Annotated in this window: 12 protein-coding genes, 3 tRNA genes and 1 other RNA gene; all 16 read right to left on the reverse strand. The window is 31.7% G+C overall.

The annotated features are described in order from the left end of the window. Positions 1–3: 3 nt before the first annotated feature. The 16 genes from rpoC to QM536_00440 all read right to left on the reverse strand — a co-directional run bounded on the left by rpoC (position 4) and on the right by QM536_00440 (position 19678). Positions 4–4311, reverse strand: a complete 4308-nt coding sequence (gene rpoC, locus QM536_00365; GenBank protein MDI9355470.1) for a DNA-directed RNA polymerase subunit beta' — start codon at positions 4309–4311, stop codon at positions 4–6. 33 nt (positions 4312–4344) lie between these two features. Beyond that, a complete protein-coding gene (gene rpoB / locus QM536_00370) occupies positions 4345–8223 on the reverse strand; it encodes a DNA-directed RNA polymerase subunit beta (GenBank protein ID MDI9355471.1) in 3879 nt (1292 codons plus the stop codon). A 164-nt stretch (positions 8224–8387) separates the two neighbouring features. Continuing rightward, entirely contained in the window at positions 8388–8771 is a 384-nt protein-coding gene (gene rplL, locus QM536_00375; GenBank protein ID MDI9355472.1) for a 50S ribosomal protein L7/L12, read from the reverse strand. A 37-nt stretch (positions 8772–8808) separates the two neighbouring features. Then, positions 8809–9336 (reverse strand): 50S ribosomal protein L10, encoded by a 528-nt coding sequence (gene rplJ / locus QM536_00380; GenBank protein ID MDI9355473.1) that lies wholly within the window; start codon positions 9334–9336, stop codon positions 8809–8811. 5 nt (positions 9337–9341) lie between these two features. Continuing rightward, the gene (gene rplA, locus QM536_00385; protein MDI9355474.1) at positions 9342–10040 is read right to left on the reverse strand and encodes a 50S ribosomal protein L1; all 699 of its coding nucleotides are present in this window, start codon (positions 10038–10040) and stop codon (positions 9342–9344) included. An 18-nt stretch (positions 10041–10058) separates the two neighbouring features. Continuing rightward, positions 10059–10499 carry a 50S ribosomal protein L11 gene (rplK, locus tag QM536_00390; GenBank protein MDI9355475.1) on the reverse strand — a complete coding sequence of 147 codons (441 nt, stop codon included), beginning with the start codon at positions 10497–10499 and terminating at the stop codon, positions 10059–10061. A gap of 14 nt (positions 10500–10513) precedes the next feature. Further along, positions 10514–11065, reverse strand: a complete 552-nt coding sequence (gene nusG, locus QM536_00395; protein ID MDI9355476.1) for a transcription termination/antitermination protein NusG — start codon at positions 11063–11065, stop codon at positions 10514–10516. Between the two features lie 17 nt (positions 11066–11082). After that, entirely contained in the window at positions 11083–11274 is a 192-nt protein-coding gene (gene secE, locus QM536_00400) for a preprotein translocase subunit SecE (GenBank protein MDI9355477.1), read from the reverse strand. Positions 11275–11308: 34 nt separating this feature from the next. Continuing rightward, a tRNA-Trp gene (locus QM536_00405) sits at positions 11309–11381 on the reverse strand. 34 nt (positions 11382–11415) lie between these two features. Then, positions 11416–12603: an elongation factor Tu gene (gene tuf, locus QM536_00410; protein ID MDI9355478.1), complete on the reverse strand. Its 1188-nt coding sequence runs from the start codon at positions 12601–12603 to the stop codon at positions 11416–11418. Between the two features lie 101 nt (positions 12604–12704). Beyond that, positions 12705–12776, reverse strand: a tRNA-Thr gene (locus QM536_00415). A 47-nt stretch (positions 12777–12823) separates the two neighbouring features. Next, positions 12824–12896 (reverse strand) — tRNA-Gly (locus QM536_00420). A 338-nt stretch (positions 12897–13234) separates the two neighbouring features. Further along, entirely contained in the window at positions 13235–14656 is a 1422-nt protein-coding gene (locus QM536_00425) for an NADH-quinone oxidoreductase subunit N (protein ID MDI9355479.1), read from the reverse strand. Between the two features lie 30 nt (positions 14657–14686). Continuing rightward, an RNA gene (gene rnpB / locus QM536_00430) (RNase P RNA component class A) lies at positions 14687–15061 on the reverse strand. Positions 15062–15472: 411 nt separating this feature from the next. Further along, the gene (locus QM536_00435) at positions 15473–16513 is read right to left on the reverse strand and encodes a hypothetical protein (protein MDI9355480.1); all 1041 of its coding nucleotides are present in this window, start codon (positions 16511–16513) and stop codon (positions 15473–15475) included. A gap of 9 nt (positions 16514–16522) precedes the next feature. Beyond that, positions 16523–19678, reverse strand: a complete 3156-nt coding sequence (locus QM536_00440) for a hypothetical protein (GenBank protein MDI9355481.1) — start codon at positions 19676–19678, stop codon at positions 16523–16525. Positions 19679–19680: the final 2 nt, after the last annotated feature.

Below are 19680 nucleotides of genomic sequence, written 5' to 3' on the forward strand. Positions count from 1 at the left end.
TGTTTATTGTAAGTTATGTGTTTTTGTATTATATTCTTTGTTATAGAGGTAGAGATAAGTACTGTTAGAGCCAACGGCGTATTCGTTAAATTTTTTAACTCCTGTTCCTGCAGGGATGAGATGTCCAATCAACACATTTTCTTTTAACCCATTTAAAGTATCTGTTTTAGATTTTATAGCGGCTTCACTTAATACTTTAGTAGTTTCTTGAAAAGATGCGGCAGATAAGAAGCTTTCTGTATCTAAAGAAGCTTGGGTTATTCCTTGTAGTATTGGTCTAGAAACAGCAGCATTAACATTTCTTACTGTAACAGGTTCGAGTTCTTTACTTTTAAGAAAAGTGTTTTCATTTCGTAACATTTTTAATGAAATTATTTGTCCCGCTTTTAAATTTGTAGAATCTCCCGTATCTACTACTATTTTTTTATCCATAATAGATTCATTTTCTTTTCTAAAAAGTATTTTATCTATAATTTGGTTTGGTAAAAGTGTAGTATCTCCAGAATCTACTATTACAACTTTTTGCATCATCTGTCTAACAATAACCTCTATGTGTTTATCATTTATCTTTACTCCTTGTAATCTATATACTTCTTGGATTTCATTTACTAAGTATTCTTGAACAGCTGTAGTGCCTTTTATTGCTAAAATATCCGCCAAACTAATAACTCCGTCTGTAAGCGATCCTCCAGCTTTTACAAAATCATTATCTTGAACTATTATGTGTTTTGTAAGAGGAACCATGTATTTTTTCTTGTACCCATCCTTAGATTCTACAATTATTTCTCTGTTTCCCTTTCTGAGTTGTCCATAAGATATTACTCCATCTATTTCGCTTACTACTGCAACGTTAGATGTATTTCTGGCTTCGAATAGTTCTGTTACACGTGGAAGTCCTCCGGTTATATCTCTGTATTTAGAAGTAACACGAGGTATTTTGGCTATAATTTCTCCTTTGTATATGATTTGTCCATCTTCAACTGTAAGATGGGCACCCACTGGCAAACTGTATTCTTTTGTGACCTGTTCTTCTTTTAATATGAGTATTGTAGGAGTTTTATTTTTATCTTTTGATTCCGTTATTATTTTTTCGGTTCTTCCGGTCTGCTCATCATAATCTTCTTTAAAAGTTATTCCTTCTTCTATGTGGATCAGTTGTACCTTTCCATTATATTCTGAGAGAATGACAGCATTGTACGGATCCCAGTAACAAAGTTCTTGCCCTTTTTCTACTTTTTCGTTTTCATTTACTCGTAATATAGTACCGTAAGGTACATTTTGACTTATGAGTATTTTACCCGTTTTTTCATCTTTAATTTTTATTTCACCTGAACGTCCTAATACTACTGTATTTTTTTGATTCCCTTTATCTAACACGACAGATCTCAGTTCTTCAAATTCTACAATACCAGGGAATTTTGCTTTAATAGTATTTTCTACAGCTATATTGGATGCAGCTCCTCCCACGTGAAATGTTCTTAGTGTAAGCTGAGTACCTGGTTCCCCTATAGATTGTGCGGCGATTACTCCAACAGGTTCTCCTATTTCTACCATTCTTCCACTTGAAAAATTTCTTCCATAGCATTTACTACATACTCCTTTTTCACTTTCACAAGTAAGAACAGATCTTGTTTCCACTTCTTCTATATTAGATTTTTCTATTTGCATAGCAATATCTTCTCTTATTTCTTGTCCTGCAGATATTATAAGTTTACCTGTTAATGGTTCGTAAATATCATGGAGAGATACTCTTCCTAAAATTCTATCTGAAAGTGATTCTATAACTTCGTCATTTGTTTTATCTACCACTGCAGAAATAGTGATACCCCTCAGTGTGTCACAATCTACTTCATTTATAATAACATCTTGAGTTACATCTATAAGACGGCGTGTAAGATAACCCGCATCCGCTGTTTTTAAAGCAGTATCGGCTAATCCCTTTCTTGCTCCATGTGTAGAAATAAAATATTCCCAAACTTCCAATCCTTCTTTAAAATTAGATATGATAGGGTTTTCTATAATTTCTCCTATGGCTCCTTGTATATTTTTTTGAGGTTTTGCCATTAATCCTCGCATTCCTGCTAATTGTCTTACTTGTTCTTTACTTCCACGAGCTCCGGAGTGCATCATCATATATATGGAGTTGAATCCTTGGTTATCTTCTTCTAAATTTTTTAAAAGTTTTGCCGTAAGATCAACATTTACCCGTGTCCATATATCTATAACTTTATTATATTTTTCATTCTCACCAATAAGACCTCCATAATAATTGGTTAAAACATTTTCTATTTGTTTTTGAGCATTTTCTATAAAATCTTTTTTCTCATTTGGAATATTAATGTCACTCAATCCTATAGATAAGCCACCTTGGTATGCATACTTAAATCCTAACTCTTTTATATCATCTAAAAACTGTGAGGTGCGAGACATTCCACATACCTTGAACACTAAGCTAATAATTTGTTGGAGTTTCTTTTTTGTTAATAATTCATCTAAAAAACCAACTTCTTCGGGGATGCATAAATTAAATAATACTCTTCCAGCAACTGTTTCTATAATACTTGTTTTGAGTTCTTCATTTTCATCTCTCACTTTTACCCGTACTTTTATATAAGCGTGCTTAGATAATTTTTTCTCGTTAAAAGCTATAACAACTTCTTCGGGGGAATAGAAAGTTATTCCTTCCCCTAAAATTTTTTCATTGGGAGTACTTTTACGCCCTTTTGTCATGTAGTACAGCCCTAGTACCATATCTTGCGATGGAACACAAATGGGAGCACCATTAGCCGGATTTAAAATATTATTAGAAGCTATCATTAAAAGAGATGCTTCTAATATAGCTTCTTGCCCTAATGGTACGTGAACAGCCATTTGATCCCCATCAAAATCAGCATTAAAAGCGGTACAAACCAGGGGATGTAATTGAATAGCCTTGTGTTCTATAAGTTTTGGTTGAAATGCTTGGATTCCCATTCTATGAAGCGTGGGAGCGCGATTGAGTAAAATTGGATGTCCCTTTAGTATATTTTCTAATATATCCCAAATACGAGGATCTTTTAAATCTATGATTCTTTTAGCATCTTTTACTGTAGTAGTTATTCCTCGTTCTATTAATCTTCTTATAATAAAAGGTTTAAATAATTCAGCAGCCATTTCTTTTGGTAATCCACATTCATGTATTTTGAGCTCCGGACCTACTACTATAACAGATCTACCTGAATAGTCGACTCTTTTTCCAAGTAGGTTTTTTCTAAATCTTCCTTGTTTTCCTTTCAGCATATCTGAAAGTGATTTTGTTGTACCTCCTCCTTCTGATCTGCCCGAGGTTCCTACTTTTCTAGAATTATCTAATAACGCATCTACTGCCTCTTGGAGCATTCTTTTTTCGTTTCTTAAAACAACTTCTGGAGCTTTTATATCTATAAGTTTTTTTAATCTATTATTACGAATAATAACTCTTCTGTAAAAATCATTCAAATCAGATGTTGCGAATCTACCACCGTCCAAAGCTACCAAAGGCCTCAGCTCAGGTGGAATAACCGGAATAACTTTTAGTATCATCCATTCTGGTTTATTTTGTCTTTTCCCTTTGGAAGTACGAAATGCTTCTATAACTCGTAATCTTTTTAGAGATTCTATTTTTTTTTGCTGTGATGATTCAGAATGTATACTTTGCCTTAATGTATAAGAAACACTATCTAAATCAACTTTTTTTAAGAGAGTTTCTATTGCATCAGATCCTGTCTTAGCAATAAATTTATGAGGATTAGAATCATCAAAGGTCTGGTTATCAGTTGGAATATTTTCCATTATATTTATATACTCATTTTCGGTTAAAAAATCTAGTTCATTTAATCCATTTTGAGCACATACACCTGGTTGTATGACTACATATTTTTCGTAATAGATAATTTGATCTAATTTTTTAGAGGGTATTCCTAAAATATAGCCTATTTTGTTTGGAAGACATTTAAAATACCAAATATGAGCTACAGGGACTACCAACTCTATGTGTCCCATTCTTTCTCTACGAACTTTTTTTTCCGTAACCTCTACCCCACACCTATCACACGTTACTCCTTTATATCTTATTCTTTTATATTTTCCACAGTGGCATTCCCAATCTTTTATAGGTCCAAAAATCCGTTCACAAAAAAGACCATCTGTTTCAGGTTTATAAGTTCTATAATTAATAGTTTCGGCTTCTTTCACTTCTCCAAAAGAATTTTCTAAAATAGATTCTGGGGAAGCAATGCCTATCGATATTTTTGTAAAATCGGTATTTATACTTTTATTTCTTTTGAATATCATAACAAATAATTTATTTTTGAAATTATATTATTTTTATTTCTCTAAATTTATTTCTAATCCCAATCCTCTTAATTCTTGAATAAGAACATTGAAAGACTCAGGGATTCCAGGAGTACGTAAACTTTCACCTTTTACAATGGATTCGTATGCTTTAGCACGGCCTACCACATCATCAGATTTTATAGTTAATATTTCTTGGAGTATATGTGATGCTCCAAAAGCTTCTATAGCCCATACTTCCATTTCTCCAAAACGTTGCCCCCCGAATTGTGCTTTACCACCTAAAGGTTGTTGTGTAATAAGTGAGTAGGGACCTATAGATCTTGCATGCATTTTATCATCAACTAAATGTCCTAATTTAAGCATATAGATAACACCCACTGTAACAGGTTGTTCAAACTTTTCCCCGGTCAGTCCATCATATAGATAATCTCTCCCAAAGGGAGGTAACCCTGCTTTTTTTAATTCATTTGACACTTCTTGCAATGTTGCTCCGTCAAATATATGGGTTGTATATTTTATTCCTAATTTCAATCCGGCCCATCCCAAAACAGTCTCGTATATTTGACCTATATTCATACGAGATGGAACACCAAGTGGATTTAAAACTACATCTACAGGGGTCCCATCTTCCATAAAAGGCATATCTTCCTGTCTTACTATTTTTGCTACTACGCCTTTATTTCCGTGTCTTCCTGCCATTTTATCTCCTACTTTTAATTTCCGCTTTTTGGCAACATATACTTTTGCTAATTTTACTATTTCCGTGGGAAGTTCGTCTCCTGTTTCTAAAATATATTTATTTTTTTTAAAATTTGCAGATATTTCAGCCCATTTTTTAGAATAATTATTTAGTAGCGTAACTATTGCTTTGTTTGTTTCTATATCATCTGTCCAATTTTCAAAAACAACATCTGCTATAAGATTTGTTTCCTCAGGAACAGAATAACCGCTTTCATCTCTATAATTATTTTTATTAGGGAATAGCATTTCTGTTATTAGATTTCCATTCAATTTTACACCATGTGAAATCACATCATTACTATATCTATGTTTTATTCCTTGGCAAATTTTACCATCAAGCAATAATGTTAATTTTTCTATGCATGCACGTTTTAACTTCGATAGATTTTGACTGTACTTATCTTTCAATAAATCCATATCTTTTTTTATCTTAGTTTTATTATCTTTCTTTATACGTGAAAAAAGTTGAGTATTTATCACCACTCCTCTTAAAGAAGCAGGGGCTCTAAATGAAGCATCTTTCACATCTCCTGCTTTATTGCCAAAAATAGCTTTTAGTAATTTTTCTTCCGGAGAAGGATCAGATTCTCCTTTTGGGGTTATTTTTCCTATAAGTATATCACCTTCTTTTACAGGGGAACCAACCCTTACTATTCCGTTTTCGTCTAAATTTTTTATAACCTCATCGCTCATATTCGGTATCTCAGAAGTTAATTCTTCTTCTCCTCTTTTCATATCTTTTACTCCTAATCTAAATTCTTCTATATGAACAGAAGTAAAAATGTCTTCTGAAACAACTTTTTCTGATATAACAATAGCATCCTCAAAATTATAACCTTGCCATGGCATAAACGCAACTTTTAGATTGCGTCCTAAAGCAAGCTCTCCTTTTTCGGTAGCAAAACCTTCGCATAAAATTTGTCCTTGTTTCACTTCATCTCCTTTAAAAACAATAGGTCTCATATTTAAGACAGTATCTTGGTTAGTCCGTCTATATTTAGGTAGAGAATAAACCTGTTCATCATCATCAAAAGAAACTTGTTTTTCGAAATCAGTTCTATAATTTTCTATAATAATTTTCGTAGAATCTACATATTTTACAATTCCATCTTTTTCAGATATTATAAAATTTTTAGAATCCATGATAAGCTTATGTTCAAAACCGGTAGCAACAATAGGGGCTTCTGGTAATATTAAAGGAACTGCTTGCCTTTGCATGTTAGACCCCATAAGTGCTCTATTTGCATCGTCATGTTCTAAAAATGGAATAAGAGACGCACCTATAGAGACTATTTGATCGGGAGCAATATCCATATAAGAAATTTTATCTGGGGATACTAATGGAAAATCCGCACCGTATCGTGATTTGATTTTCCCATCTAAAAAGAACCCTTTATTATCTAATTTCATGTGGGACTGGGCAATATAACAATTTTCTTCTTCTTCTGCAGATAAATAAACTATATCATCCGTGACCTTACCATTTTTTACCTTTCTATATGGGGTTTCTATAAATCCCATAGGATTAATTTTTGCATAAACACAAAGAGAAGAGATGAGTCCTATGTTAGGACCTTCGGGGGTTTCGATGGTACATAAACGTCCATAATGTGTGTAATGAATATCACGCACCTCAAACCCAGCTCTATCTCGAGAAAGCCCACCAGGCCCCAAAGCCGTTAGTCTTCTTTTATGTGTGATTTCTGCTAAAGGATTGGTTTGATCCATAAATTGAGAAAGCTGACTCGTACCAAAAAAAGAATTTATAACCGTGATAAGAGTTTTAGGGCTTACTAAATCAATAGGTTTAAACTCTTCAACATCTTTCATATTCATTTTATCCGCAATAATTCTTGCCATTCTGGATAATCCTACATAAAAAAGATTATATAATTGTTCACCAACAGTTCTTACTTTTCTATTCCCCAAATGATCTATGTCATCAACTATTGCTCTAGAGTTTACTAATCCTACAAGATACTTTATTATTTCAATAATATCATGAACAGTAAGAACAGATTCTGAATGTTTTTTTGAATCCATTTTGAGTTTTTTATTAATTCTATAGCGACCTACTTTGCCCAAATCATATCTTTTTTCGCTAAAAAACAAATTATGGATTATATCTTTTGCAGTTTGTTCATCTGGCGCTTCTGCATTTCTCAACTGTCTATATATTTGTTCAACTGCTTCTTTTGTAGAATTAGAACTATCTTTTTGTAAAGTATTATAAATAATAGAATATTCACTCAAGTTTATATCTTCTCTATGAACGATAATATAAGAAACTTTTGATTCTAATATTATAGATATGTCTTCTTCCTTTAGTATATAATCTCGTTCTAATTTAATCTGGTTCCTTTCAATAGAGATTACTTCGCCTGTATCTTCATCAATAAAGTCTTCCATATAAGTGTGTATAACTCGTGCTGCAAGCTTTCTTCCTATATTTTTCATCAAATCATCTCTCGTTGCAGGAACATCTTCAGAAAGTCCAAAGATATCTAATATACTTTTATCCGTACTATATCCTATAGCACGTAATAGAGTAGTTATTGGAAACTTTTTTTTTCTGTCAATATAAGCATACATTATATTATTGGCATCTGTAGCAAATTCTATCCATGCTCCTGTAAAAGGTATAACACGAGCAGAATATAATTTTGTTCCATTCGTATGTCTGCTTTGAGCAAAAAACACACCAGGAGATCTGTGTAATTGTGAAACTATGACTCGTTCAGCTCCGTTAATAACAAAAGATCCTCTCTGAGTCATGTAAGGTATGTTTCCTAAAAAAATCTCTTGTTCATAAATAGTAGGTTCTTTATTGTCAAAAGAATAAGAGGTTACTTTGAACTTGACTTTGAAAGGAACAGAGTAGGTCAGCCCTCTATCTATGCATTCCTCTATTGAATATCTAGGAATGTCAATAGAATAATCTACAAATTCTATAGTAAAATTTTTCCTTGCATCAGAAATGGGAAATATATCACAAAAAAGCTGGTATAAACTTTGCTTTTTTTTATCTTGATTTGCTATGTCTAATTGAATGAATTCTTGAAACGAGGAAGTTTGAATATCTAAAAAATTAGGGTAGTTAAATTCTGTTTCTTTCGGAATCTTTACTTTAGCAAAATTTATTCTTTTAGTGTTATGTAATGTATTCAAAACAATGTTATTTTAGAAGTATGAGTACTAATTTCTCTATAATTTTATAGTGAAAATAAAATATATTTCACAAACGCAATAATTCAATAAATATTTTTGACCTTTCACAACATTTAGTTAAAAGATCCGTATTATTCGGATCTTTTAAACTAAAAAACACATTATTATTTTACTTCTACCTCAGCTCCTAATTCTTCTAATTTGGTTTTTAGTGCAGCGGCTTCGTCTTTTTGTACTCCTTCCTTTAAAGGTTTAGGAGCATTATCAACAAGATCTTTTGCTTCTTTTAATCCTAATCCTGTCAGATCTTTTACTAGTTTTATAACACCTAATTTATTCGCTCCCGCTGCTTTTAAAATCACATCAAAAGATGTTTTTTCAGGTACTGCTGTCGCTGTATTACCACCAGGTGCAATGCCTCCTGCCATTACAACTGGAGATGTAGCTGCCTCTATGCCATATTCGTTTTTAAGAATTTTTGCTAATTCATTTACTTCTTTTACTGATAAATTTACTAATTGTTCAGCTATTGCTTTTAAATCTGTCATTTTAATTATTACTTATATTATTATTATTTAAAAATTATTATTTTTCTGACAGTGTTTTTAAAACTCCTGTCAATGTATTATTACCACTCTGAATAGTGGTAACTAACTTTTTCATCGGGGATTGTAAGAGTGTAACAATATCTCCTACTAACTCATTCTTAGATTTAATATTAAGGAGTATTTCTAAATTTTCTTCCCCAATAAAAAAATCTGATTCTATGGAAGCAGCCTTAAACGTAGGTCTTTTATTTTTATCTTTCTGTTGAAATTCTTTTATCACTTTTGCAGGTATTTTTGCAGAACTATTGCAAAAAATAATCCCAGAAAATCCTTTTAACACTTTTTTATTCCATGAAGAATAATCTACATTTTGTGTATCTAATGCTTTTTTTATAATAGTATTTTTAAATACTTTATATTCAAGACCATTTTGAAAACAAATACGTCTAAAAGAATTTATTTCTGATACTGTAAATCCTGAAGTATCTGTTACATAAAAATAAGGTGTTTTTGCAAATTTTTCTTTGAGTTCTTCTATCAAAACTCCTTTTTTTTCTCTGTTCATGTTTATTATATTCCTATTATTGTGTTTTTATCTATTTGAATACTCTTACTCATAGTACTAGATAAGTAAATACTTTTAAAATATATACCTTTAGAAGAAGATGGTTTTAATCGGGCTACTGTTTGAAGTATTTCTAATGCATTTTCTTTAATTTTTTCAGATTCAAAGGATGTTTTCCCGATACTTGTATGAATTATTCCTGCTTTATCTATTTTAAAATCTATTTTTCCTGCTTTTACTTCTTTTACTGCTTTTCCTACCTCTAATGTTACCGTTCCTGATTTAGGATTTGGCATCAGTCCCCTTGGTCCTAGTATTTTTCCAAGTTTTCCTACTTTTGCCATAATAATAGGCATAGTGATTATAACATCTATATCTACCCATCCCCCTTCTATTTTCTTTATATATTCTTCTAATCCTACATAGTCGGCACCAGATTCCCTCGCTTCATCTTCTTTTTCTGGAGTACATAAAACTAATACTCTTACAGATTTTCCTATTCCATGCGGTAAAGAAACAACTCCTCTTACCATTTGGTCAGATTTTTTAGGATCCACACCTAATCTCATATCTATATCCACAGAAGAATCAAATTTTGTAAATGTTATTTCTTTTACTATTTTGCAAGCTTCTTCAAGAGAATATATTTTATCGGCATCGTATTTTAGAATAGATGTTTTTTGGTTTTTTGTTAATTTTTTCATTATTTTTAAAGTATCTATTTAATTCCAAGGTGCTTTTCCGGTGACAGTAATTCCCATGCTTCTAGCTGTTCCACTTATCATTTTCATAGCAGATTTAAGAGTAAAAGCATTGAGATCGGGCATTTTTATTTCTGCTATTTTTTGCACTTGATCCCATGTAATGTTTCCTACTTTATTACGGTTTGGTTGCGCAGAACCTAATTTTGATTTACTTGCTTCTAGTATCAGCAGTGGTGCTGGTGGTGTTTTTACAACAAAATCAAAGGTTTTATCGTTATAAACAGTTATAAGAACTGGTATTAAACTCCCTTTCTTATCCTGAGTACGAGCATTAAATTGTTTACAAAACTCCATTATATTTAATCCCTTGCTCCCTAAGGCAGGCCCTACGGGTGGAGATGGGTTTGCTTCTCCTCCTTTTACTTGTAATTTTATATATCCTGTTATTTCTTTTGCCATATAATTCTTTGGTTTTATGATTCTTTTTCTGCTTGTGAGTAATTTAATTCTACTAATGTATTACGTCCAAAAATTTTTACAGTAACATTTATTTTTTTTCTTTCTTCAAATACTTCTTGCACGGTTGCAAAAAAACCGGTAAAAGGTCCATCTATCACTTTCACAGATTGGCCAGGAGAAAATGAGATATTTTGTTTTACCAGGGCTTCCTCTGCTTCTTCCATTTTTCCTAGTATACGATTAATTTCATTTTGTCTTAGTGGAGTTGGATTTTTATCTGTTTTATCTTTAGATCCAACAAATCCTAAAACGCCAGGTGTATAATTTACTGTATGCAACACCTCGCCATGACTTACATCTGCAAATATAAATATATAACCTCCAAATATTTTTTTTTCTCTTACATATCTTTTTCCTTTTCTTTCCTCATATACTTTTTCAACTGGTATAAGTATTTCGGAAATATAATTTTGCAATTTTTGTCTACTAATTTCTGTTTCCAAAAATGTTTTTATTTTCTTTTCTTGCCCTGTAATTGCTTTTATTGCATACCAATTTAACTGCATCGTAATTATAGTTTACATTAAACGGTGTTATAAATAAATTGTAAAATTTGTTCAAAAACTCTATCTACAATACCTACTAATATTGCAAAAATTATAGCAGATATAAGTATCATAGTAGCGTTTTTTCGTAAAGAAATATAACTAGGCCAAGTAACTTTTGTCATCATTTCTTCGTATGAAGATATAACAAAAAATTTTATTTTATTCATATTTTTTTTAGTAACCAATATATTGAAAGAGAAGCACGGGAGGAGGGACTCGAACCCCCAACCTACGGTTTTGGAGACCGGCACTCTACCAATTGAGCTACGCCCGTATCTCAGATTTTATACCGAGTATATATCTCTTTTTTAGTCAAGTATTTCCGTTACTTGTCCTGCACCTACTGTCCTTCCTCCTTCTCGTATTGCAAACCTAAGACCTACTTCTAATGCTATTTTACTGAGTAGTTTTACGTCTATAGTAAGATTGTCTCCTGGCATAACCATTTCTCTTCCACTTGGAAGTGTTATTTCTCCTGTAACGTCTGTGGTTCTAAAATAAAATTGAGGTCTATATTTGTTAAAAAATGGAGTATGTCGTCCTCCTTCTTCTTTAGACAAAACGTATACTTCTGCTTTAAAATGAGCATGTGGTTTTACGGATCCTGGCTTACATATAATCATACCGCGGCGTATTTGAGTTTTTTCAATACCACGTAATAATAATCCTACATTATCGCCTGCTTCACCTCTATCTAATATCTTACGAAACATTTCTACCCCAGTAACGGTAGATTTTAATCCTTCTGCTCCCATTCCTACTATTTCTACTGTTTCCCCACTATTAATAACTCCTCTTTCTATTCTTCCTGTTCCTACTGTTCCACGACCTGTTATAGAGAACACGTCTTCCACAGGAAGTAAAAAATCTTTTTCAGTAGAACGAACTGGTTGTGGAATATAAGAATCTACTTGTGCCATGAGTTCTTCTATTTTAGAAACCCAATTTGCATCTCCATTCAGTCCTCCTAAAGCAGAGCCGCGAATAACAGGTATTTTATCCCCGGGGAACTTATAAAATGTAAGAAGATCTCTTATTTCCATTTCTACGAGGTCCAATAATTCGGGGTCATCTACTAAATCTACTTTATTCATAAAGACAACTATTGCTGGTACTCCTACCTGTCTTGCAAGAAGAATATGTTCCCTTGTTTGAGGCATAGGTCCGTCTGTTGCTGCTACTACTAATATTGCTCCGTCCATTTGTGCAGCTCCAGTAACCATATTTTTCACATAATCAGCGTGACCAGGACAGTCAACGTGTGCATAGTGTCTATTATTTGTTTGATATTCTACGTGAGCAGTATTGATGGTAATACCTCTTTCTTTTTCTTCGGGTGCATTATCTATAGAGGAAAATTCTCTTACTTCTGCTAATCCTTTTTTTGCTAATACTTTAGTTATAGCGGCGGTAAGGGTAGTTTTACCGTGATCTACGTGTCCTATTGTTCCGATGTTGACATGCGGTTTATTTCGGTTAAAATTTTCTTTAGCCATTATTTGATATTTTGATATATGTTAAAATATGAATTGAGTTATAATAATTTAAAAATATATTTATATATTTATAGTAAAAAAAATACAAATATTTAAATATGAGCCTTCAAGGGGATTTGAACCCCTGACCTCTTCCTTACCAAGGAAGTGCTCTACCCCTGAGCTATAAAGGCATTCATCTTACAAAAAGATATAAAAATGCTCTTTTATTAGTATTAAGAGCGGACAACGAGGTTCGAACCCGCGACCTGCAGCTTGGAAGGCTGCCGCTCTACCATCTGAGCTATGTCCGCCTTTATTTTATTTTTTTATTTTGTCTACTCCGAAAAGTGATTTTACAAAAATCAAAAGTACTTAAAGTTTTAAAACTATTAATAATCAACTTTTTACAAAATTATAAATGTATCAAAAGTGATTTTTCGGAATGGATTCATTTTTTGATATTATAATCATAATTATTTAGGTTATAACTAAAATATAATCTTTGCAATTATATACTTTTTTTAAAATTATAGTTTTTTTTAAAATTATTTGCTTTTTTACAAAGCTATTTTGCACTTTTTATTAAAATAATGATTATTTTATTGAGTGTTTTAATGAAAAATTTATTTCGTGCATATTTTTTGTTTTTTTATATCATTTCAGGCATAAAAAATAAAAGTATAAGTAATATTGTCAAAATATATAAAATATAATCTTTTTCAAAAGAAAGAGGGATTTTTTTTACAGTATCTTCTGTTTTTTTTAAAAAAAGATAATAAGGGATTTTTATGTAATAAAAAAGAGAAAGTATCGTATTTAAAACAGCTGCAAAAAATATAATAAGTGAAAAAATATCTCCGTGTATATAATTTTTCCAAAGAAATAAAAACACGTAGAGCTTTGCAAAAAAACCAGCTGTGGGTGGTAACCCTGTCAAAGAAATAAGTACTATTATAAAGAATAGAGAAAGTAATATATTTTTTTTTCCAATCCCGCTTATAGATTCAAAGGTTTTTTTATGGAAAAGTTCCAATTTATCTATTAGTAAAAAAAAAAGAAAGTTCATACCTATTAATGCTATGGAGTAATAGCAAAAAATATGAAAAGAAAAGTTACTTATAGAAGAAAGAAGTAAGAATAAAAAGCCCGAATGGGATATAGAAGAGTAAGCGAACATTTTGCGAATATCTGTTTGAATAAGTGCTAATACATTTCCGCTTGTTATACTTACGATACCGATAAGAAGAAGTATTTGGGAAAAATATGGTATCGCTAAAAAAATAGAAAGGATTCTGAAAAGAACTAAAAAGCAGGCGATTTTAGGAATGGTAGATAATATAGCAACAAATGGAAGAGAAGAATTTTGAAATACATTTGGCATCCATATATGGAATGGGAATATTCCTATTTTAAAAAATAATCCTACCAAAAAAAGTAATGTAAAAAATAAAACTACTTTATAATTTTGACTACTGAGAGATGTTATAAATTGATAATCCATATAGTACATACTGCCTGCCATACCGTATAAAATACTCATCGCATATAGCATAACTCCTGAAGCAAGAACGCCGTATAATAAGTAATTAAAAGCGGATTCCGTACTTTTTTTATTATCAGAAAAACATGCTAATATATAAGAACAAACGGATAGCATTTCTAAAGAAATAAAAAGAGAAATAAAATGAGACGAGGTGATTAATAAAAGGGACGAGGTTAATAGGGCAAGAAAAACATAAAAATATTCGTGCTTTGTTTTTAAAAAAGAGTAGGAGAAAAAAACACTCAAAAAGCAACATATTGTTATAGAAATAAGTCCGAACTCTGTATATATGTCGTATATAAAAGTTCCGTCAAAAAGTATATAAACGTCTGTGGTTTTTGTTTTTGTGAGGAAAAAGAATCCAGAAAAAATGCAATTCAATACGAGAATAGAAAGATTTATAAAAAGAGAATATTTATTTTTTGGGATGGAAATATCTATGAGAAAGAGTAATAATATTCCTAGTATGCTTATTATTATAGGGGTAAAAAAGAATAAATCTTTGATAATTGAGGGGTAAAGGTTCATTATTATTACTTTTTTTAAGTGTGATTATAATATAAATATAGGTCTATAAGCCGGATTCTGTTCTCTTGAGAGTTTCTATCATTTATCTGGGTTATTTGTTGCCAAACAACTCTATCGACCTACCCAATCCGAATTTATTTGAAACAAATAAACAAGCGAGCAGCTTTTTTTCGGATCCTATTTGGTCTTTCAACTCGTAAGGTTTATCATGCTTTTGATATCACTATCAAAACGGTAAGCTCTTACCTCACCTTTTCACCCTTATCTTAAAAAGACGGTTTTCTTTTCTGTGATACTGTCTGTTATTTTGTTTTGATGACAAAATACCTTCCCGTTAGGAAGTACGATGCTCTGTGTTGTCCGGACTTTCCTCTTCATTTATGAAGCGATAGAACGACCTATATTTAATATTATATGTGAATAATGTTAGTATCTATTGAGTGTATGGAAGAAAACTATGTTTTTTTTAGTTTAAGTTTCTTGTGGTGGTATGGTGGTGTTTTTAAAATTTACTTTATTATAAGAGGGTATTTATATTACAAATATATTTTGAAAACGAAAATAATTGGGGTAAAAATTATTTCATTGAGATGTAAGTATTTATATTTTATAAGTAAATCAATTATTATGGTTGGTATAAATTAAGAATTGCTTGTGTTTTAAATGAAAGTATACTTTACTGATGGATTCAAGAAATATTTCTCAATATTTTATTTTATATCTATTAAAAAAATCAATCAGAATCAAAATATTTATGAAAAAATTGTGTAAAAAAGATCCGTTTTTAGGAACCCCTTTCTGTAGTTTGTAAGCGTTTTATTTAATTTTTTTTATGCTATAAATAGATGCTACGGCTCCAAATGAGAGAGTTGCTAAGTTCACTCTAAAGGTATCATCTACATAAGATCCTTTTTGTATCAGAGTTTGATTATTGTATCTCTCACTAGGGTTCATAAAATCAGTAGTCATATGTTGGTATTGAAATTCGGTAAACAGATGCCATTGTTTATTGATGGGTATTTTTATCCCTATTCCTGCAAAAATGCTGATATTTATAGATTTTCTGAGGGTGGCTTCTTGTTTCAGTAAGTTTTCTCCGAATATATTTTGGATTTTTCCTCCGCCTGCTCTGTTTTGTAGGTCTGCTGTTGATGCGAATAGGTAATTAAGGTTTGCTCCGATGTTTATATAGGGTTGTATTTTTTTAAGACTTATAGTATATTCTAAAAATAATGGGGTTTGGAGTATATAATCTGTTTCTGTGAGGTCTGTTTTGTAATCTATAGGTATTGATATGATAAATTGTTGCCACATAAATCCTATTCCTGTTCCTATGGTGATGTTTTTTAGAATATCTTTTTTTATGAAAAGATTTATTCCTGCTCTGAAAGAAGGTTGAATTTGTTTTTGAATTTCGTTGGTGTTGTGTAATCCGAAAGAAGCGTATGAAATGATATGTGGATAGTTTCCTATGGCTTTCATTCCTACCTTGAGTATTGGTTTGTATCTAAAAGTTTCTTTTAAAAAAAAGAGTTCTTTTTTATCTATATCGGGATTAAATTCGTGTTCTTTATCCCTTTGGAGGATTTTTTTCATCCATTTGTCTGCTTCTGCATATTTGTCTTCATATAAAAGAGACATTATTACGATTTTAGTGGCATTTATAAGTTCTTCTTTTGTTAATACATTTTTAGAATCGTTGAGGCAGTTTTCGAGTTTTTTAGGTATTTCAGATATATGTCCAGTGATATAAAGTTTTTCTGCGTCTTCTATTGTTTGAATGCAAGATATTTGTTCTTGTGCAAATGCATTATAAATAAAATGAAGGGATAGAAATGTTATTGCTAATGTTCTCATATAGTTTATTTATTGTTTATTAGGACATGTTTTTTCGTATAAAATATTTTCTCCTACATATTGTTTCCATTCATTTTGGGTGAGGTTTCTGGATTTTGCACAGAGTTTATCTGCTATAAAATCAGGTTCTATCGGCCATACTTTCATAAAATCATCGTTACTTCCTGTGATAATTTGTTTTGTTTTTTCATGAAAAATTCCATCGAATACCCATTCTTCTGATTCTTTTAATACTATTGGTGGGTCAGATATGTATTGCAACACCCATAGTTTTGTAGTATGATCTAATCCAGTGCTGATTAATAACGAGTTGTCAGAATTAAATTCTATATTGCTTACTCTGCTGGAGTGAGCATTTATATCAGAAAATAATTTATTTGTTTCCATATCCCATATATATATTTTTCCGGATTTATCACCAAAAGCGATATATTTTTTATTTTTACTCATTGATACGCATGTAATAGCGTTGTTATTCACAGTATTTTTTGCGATAGGGATTGTGTATTTATAACGGAGGGTGTTTTTTTCTGTTATATCCCATATCATAATTTTTCCATCTGCAGAGCCGCTTATTAACATTTTATCATCACTGCTCATATCTATAACTTTTACATCTTCATGTTCTTTTAGTATTTCTATTGGTGGGATTGTAGAGTTTTCATAGTTGTATATGCGAATATATTGATCTTCTCCGATAGATATAAATTGTGGTTTATTTTTGAAGAATACTATATCATTAATATTTCCGTGGTGTTCTTCTAGTATGGTTGATTTTTCTGTTTTTAGGTTTACGAGTATTATATTTTCTTTAGTTCCTACGGCGAGGTATTTATCATCTTTACTAATAGCGAGAAATTTATTTTCGAATTTATTTTCTAAAATTACTTTATAGCTTCTTTTTGGGTCTTGTATATTCCATTTTATTATTTTTCCATCACCTCCTGTGGAATAAACAGAATTTCCTTCATTTGTTGCGACTATACTGTATACTCCAGATCCTCTAGAATGCCCTTTCCATCTTATAATATCTATTCCTTCGGTTGTTTGCCAAGCGTTAAATAATCCCATGTATACATCGGGGTTATATTTTTTATAAGAATATTTGCGGTCGTAGAGAAATGCTTGTTTTGCAATAGCAGATTTTAGTTCGGGGTCTCTTATTTGTTCTACTCTCACGGCAAGAGATTGTGCGAGAGATTGGAATCTTAGTTTTTCGGCAATTTCTCTTTCTCGGCGGGCTTCGTTTGCACTTTGTTCTGCTTGTAATTGTTGTATTCGGGCTTCTTCTTCTTTTTGTTGAGCAATGAGTGCGGATTTTTGGGCTTCTTCTTCTTTTTGTTGGGCAATTTTACTTTGCCGAGTAGCTTCTTCTTTTTGTTCTTGTGCTATTTTCGTTTGTTTTTCGGCATATAAGCGAGCTTCTTGTGCTTTTTTAGTTTCTTCTTCTGCTTTTTTTTTGGATATTTCTGCAGCTTTTGCAAAGCTAATTGCTTTTTCAGATTCTATCACTGCTTTTTTTCTTTGGATTAGTGCTTCTTTTGTAGCTTCTGTAGATATTTTTAACTGATCTCTGGAATAGATAACTAATCCTACTAAAACTATTGCAACAGCAGCGCATATTATAGATGTTATTCTAAAAGCTCTAATTTTATTTTTTTGTTTTATGAGTTTTATTCTTTGTTCTTCTTCAAATTCTCTTTGTGAGGTTTCTAAAAACACCATAACTCTTTCGTATGCTTTATGGTATCTTCGTCCCCAAAAGGGGGTAGGATTTATTTCTTCTTTCCAGTTGAGAGCGGCTTGTAGATGAGGCATTTTCCAGAGGTCTCCTTCTCCTGTTACAAATTTTTCAGCGGCATCGGATAATCGCAAATACATATCTACGGATTTTGATTCTTCTTCTAACCATACTTTTAGTCTTGTCCATATTCTCATAATACTTTCATGTGAAATATCTATAAGAGTTTCTCCATCAATAGGGTAGTTATGGGGAGGCATGAGAAGAGATCTGGATGGGTCTCTGAATAGATTGATGACGTTTATAACTTTTATTGGGGTAGTATTAGCTATTTTTGCGATGGTTTTTAGTTTTGTTGGTCTTCTAATCCCTTTATTTTCTGCGTTTTTTTCGGTGAGGGTTTTGAATAGTACTTCACATATTTTTTTTTCTTCTTGAGTAAGAGAATCGTATGCCTCATTGGCATGTTCGGATAGGGCTTCTTTTACGGTACCAATTGCTATGTATTCAGATATGTCTATTGGATCATTTGTATGTCCTTTAGTATCATTCCAATATTGCCATGTGCGCATCAGGGCATGTTGGAGGACAGGGAGTTGGTCGGGGTTATCGCCGATATCATTCAAAAGTTGTTGTGTGAGCCGAGGAGTTATAGATCCTCCGACGACTAAAATAGGACCTTCTATGGCTAGTTTTTTTTGTTCTCGATTCATTTGTGGTATAAGATAATGGCTTTCGTTTATTTTCTGTGTGAGATTTGGGAAAAAAGCACATTCACCTATAAAATCGGAACGCATTGTTAATGCAATATAAATAGATTCATTTTGAATTTCTAATGCTTCGGTGATGAGGGATATAAAGTTATTCGCTTCTTCTTGTGAATAGGCTGAATTATCAGTAGTTCTGTATCTAAAAATTTCTTCAAACTGATCTATAAGTATAAAATAGTTTGTGTTTTTATCTTTTTTTAAATAATTAATAGCATCTACAAGTCCTAATGAGCTATTTCTTAATATGGAAGAGATGACTGTTTGTTTTGTCATTTTTTCTTCATTTGATTTTTTTTTATACTCGGGATGTAGAGAGCTGATAAGTGCTTCTGCCATATTTTCTATTGGTGATATACCGGGTCTAAAAATAATAATATCCCAAGAAGCGCCTGCTTTTGTAACAAATCCTCCGTATAAAATTGGAAGAAGTCCACAATACATAAGAGAAGATTTTCCACTACCGGATGATCCTAGTATTGCTACAAATCTATGTTCTGCTAATCTCATAAGTACTTCATCACTTTGTCCTTCTCTTCCAAAAAATAAATGAGATTCGTTAATAGTAAATGGTCGTAATCCTGGAAATGGGTTTATTCCCTTTACTTGAATAGATATATTTTCCGTAGTGTACGATGTCGTTTTTGGATTATTCATAA

Source organism: Chitinophagaceae bacterium, from assembly GCA_030053935.1.
Classification (GTDB): domain Bacteria; phylum Bacteroidota; class Bacteroidia; order Cytophagales; family JASGCU01; genus JASGCU01.

What these genes read in the sequence shown, in the direction of transcription:
- rpoC (MDI9355470.1), bottom strand. Translation starts at nt 4,311, where the DNA reads ATGATATTCAAAAGAAATAAAAGTATAAATACCGATTTTACAAAAATA.
- rplL (MDI9355472.1), bottom strand. Translation starts at nt 8,771, where the DNA reads ATGACAGATTTAAAAGCAATAGCTGAACAATTAGTAAATTTATCAGTA.
- rplJ (MDI9355473.1), bottom strand. Translation starts at nt 9,336, where the DNA reads ATGAACAGAGAAAAAAAAGGAGTTTTGATAGAAGAACTCAAAGAAAAA.
- rplA (MDI9355474.1), bottom strand. Translation starts at nt 10,040, where the DNA reads ATGAAAAAATTAACAAAAAACCAAAAAACATCTATTCTAAAATACGAT.
- rplK (MDI9355475.1), bottom strand. Translation starts at nt 10,499, where the DNA reads ATGGCAAAAGAAATAACAGGATATATAAAATTACAAGTAAAAGGAGGA.
- nusG (MDI9355476.1), bottom strand. Translation starts at nt 11,065, where the DNA reads ATGCAGTTAAATTGGTATGCAATAAAAGCAATTACAGGGCAAGAAAAG.
- secE (MDI9355477.1), bottom strand. Translation starts at nt 11,274, where the DNA reads ATGAATAAAATAAAATTTTTTGTTATATCTTCATACGAAGAAATGATG.
- tuf (MDI9355478.1), bottom strand. Translation starts at nt 12,603, where the DNA reads ATGGCTAAAGAAAATTTTAACCGAAATAAACCGCATGTCAACATCGGA.
- QM536_00425 (MDI9355479.1), bottom strand. Translation starts at nt 14,656, where the DNA reads ATGAACCTTTACCCCTCAATTATCAAAGATTTATTCTTTTTTACCCCT.
- QM536_00435 (MDI9355480.1), bottom strand. Translation starts at nt 16,513, where the DNA reads ATGAGAACATTAGCAATAACATTTCTATCCCTTCATTTTATTTATAAT.
- QM536_00440 (MDI9355481.1), bottom strand. Translation starts at nt 19,678, where the DNA reads ATGAATAATCCAAAAACGACATCGTACACTACGGAAAATATATCTATT.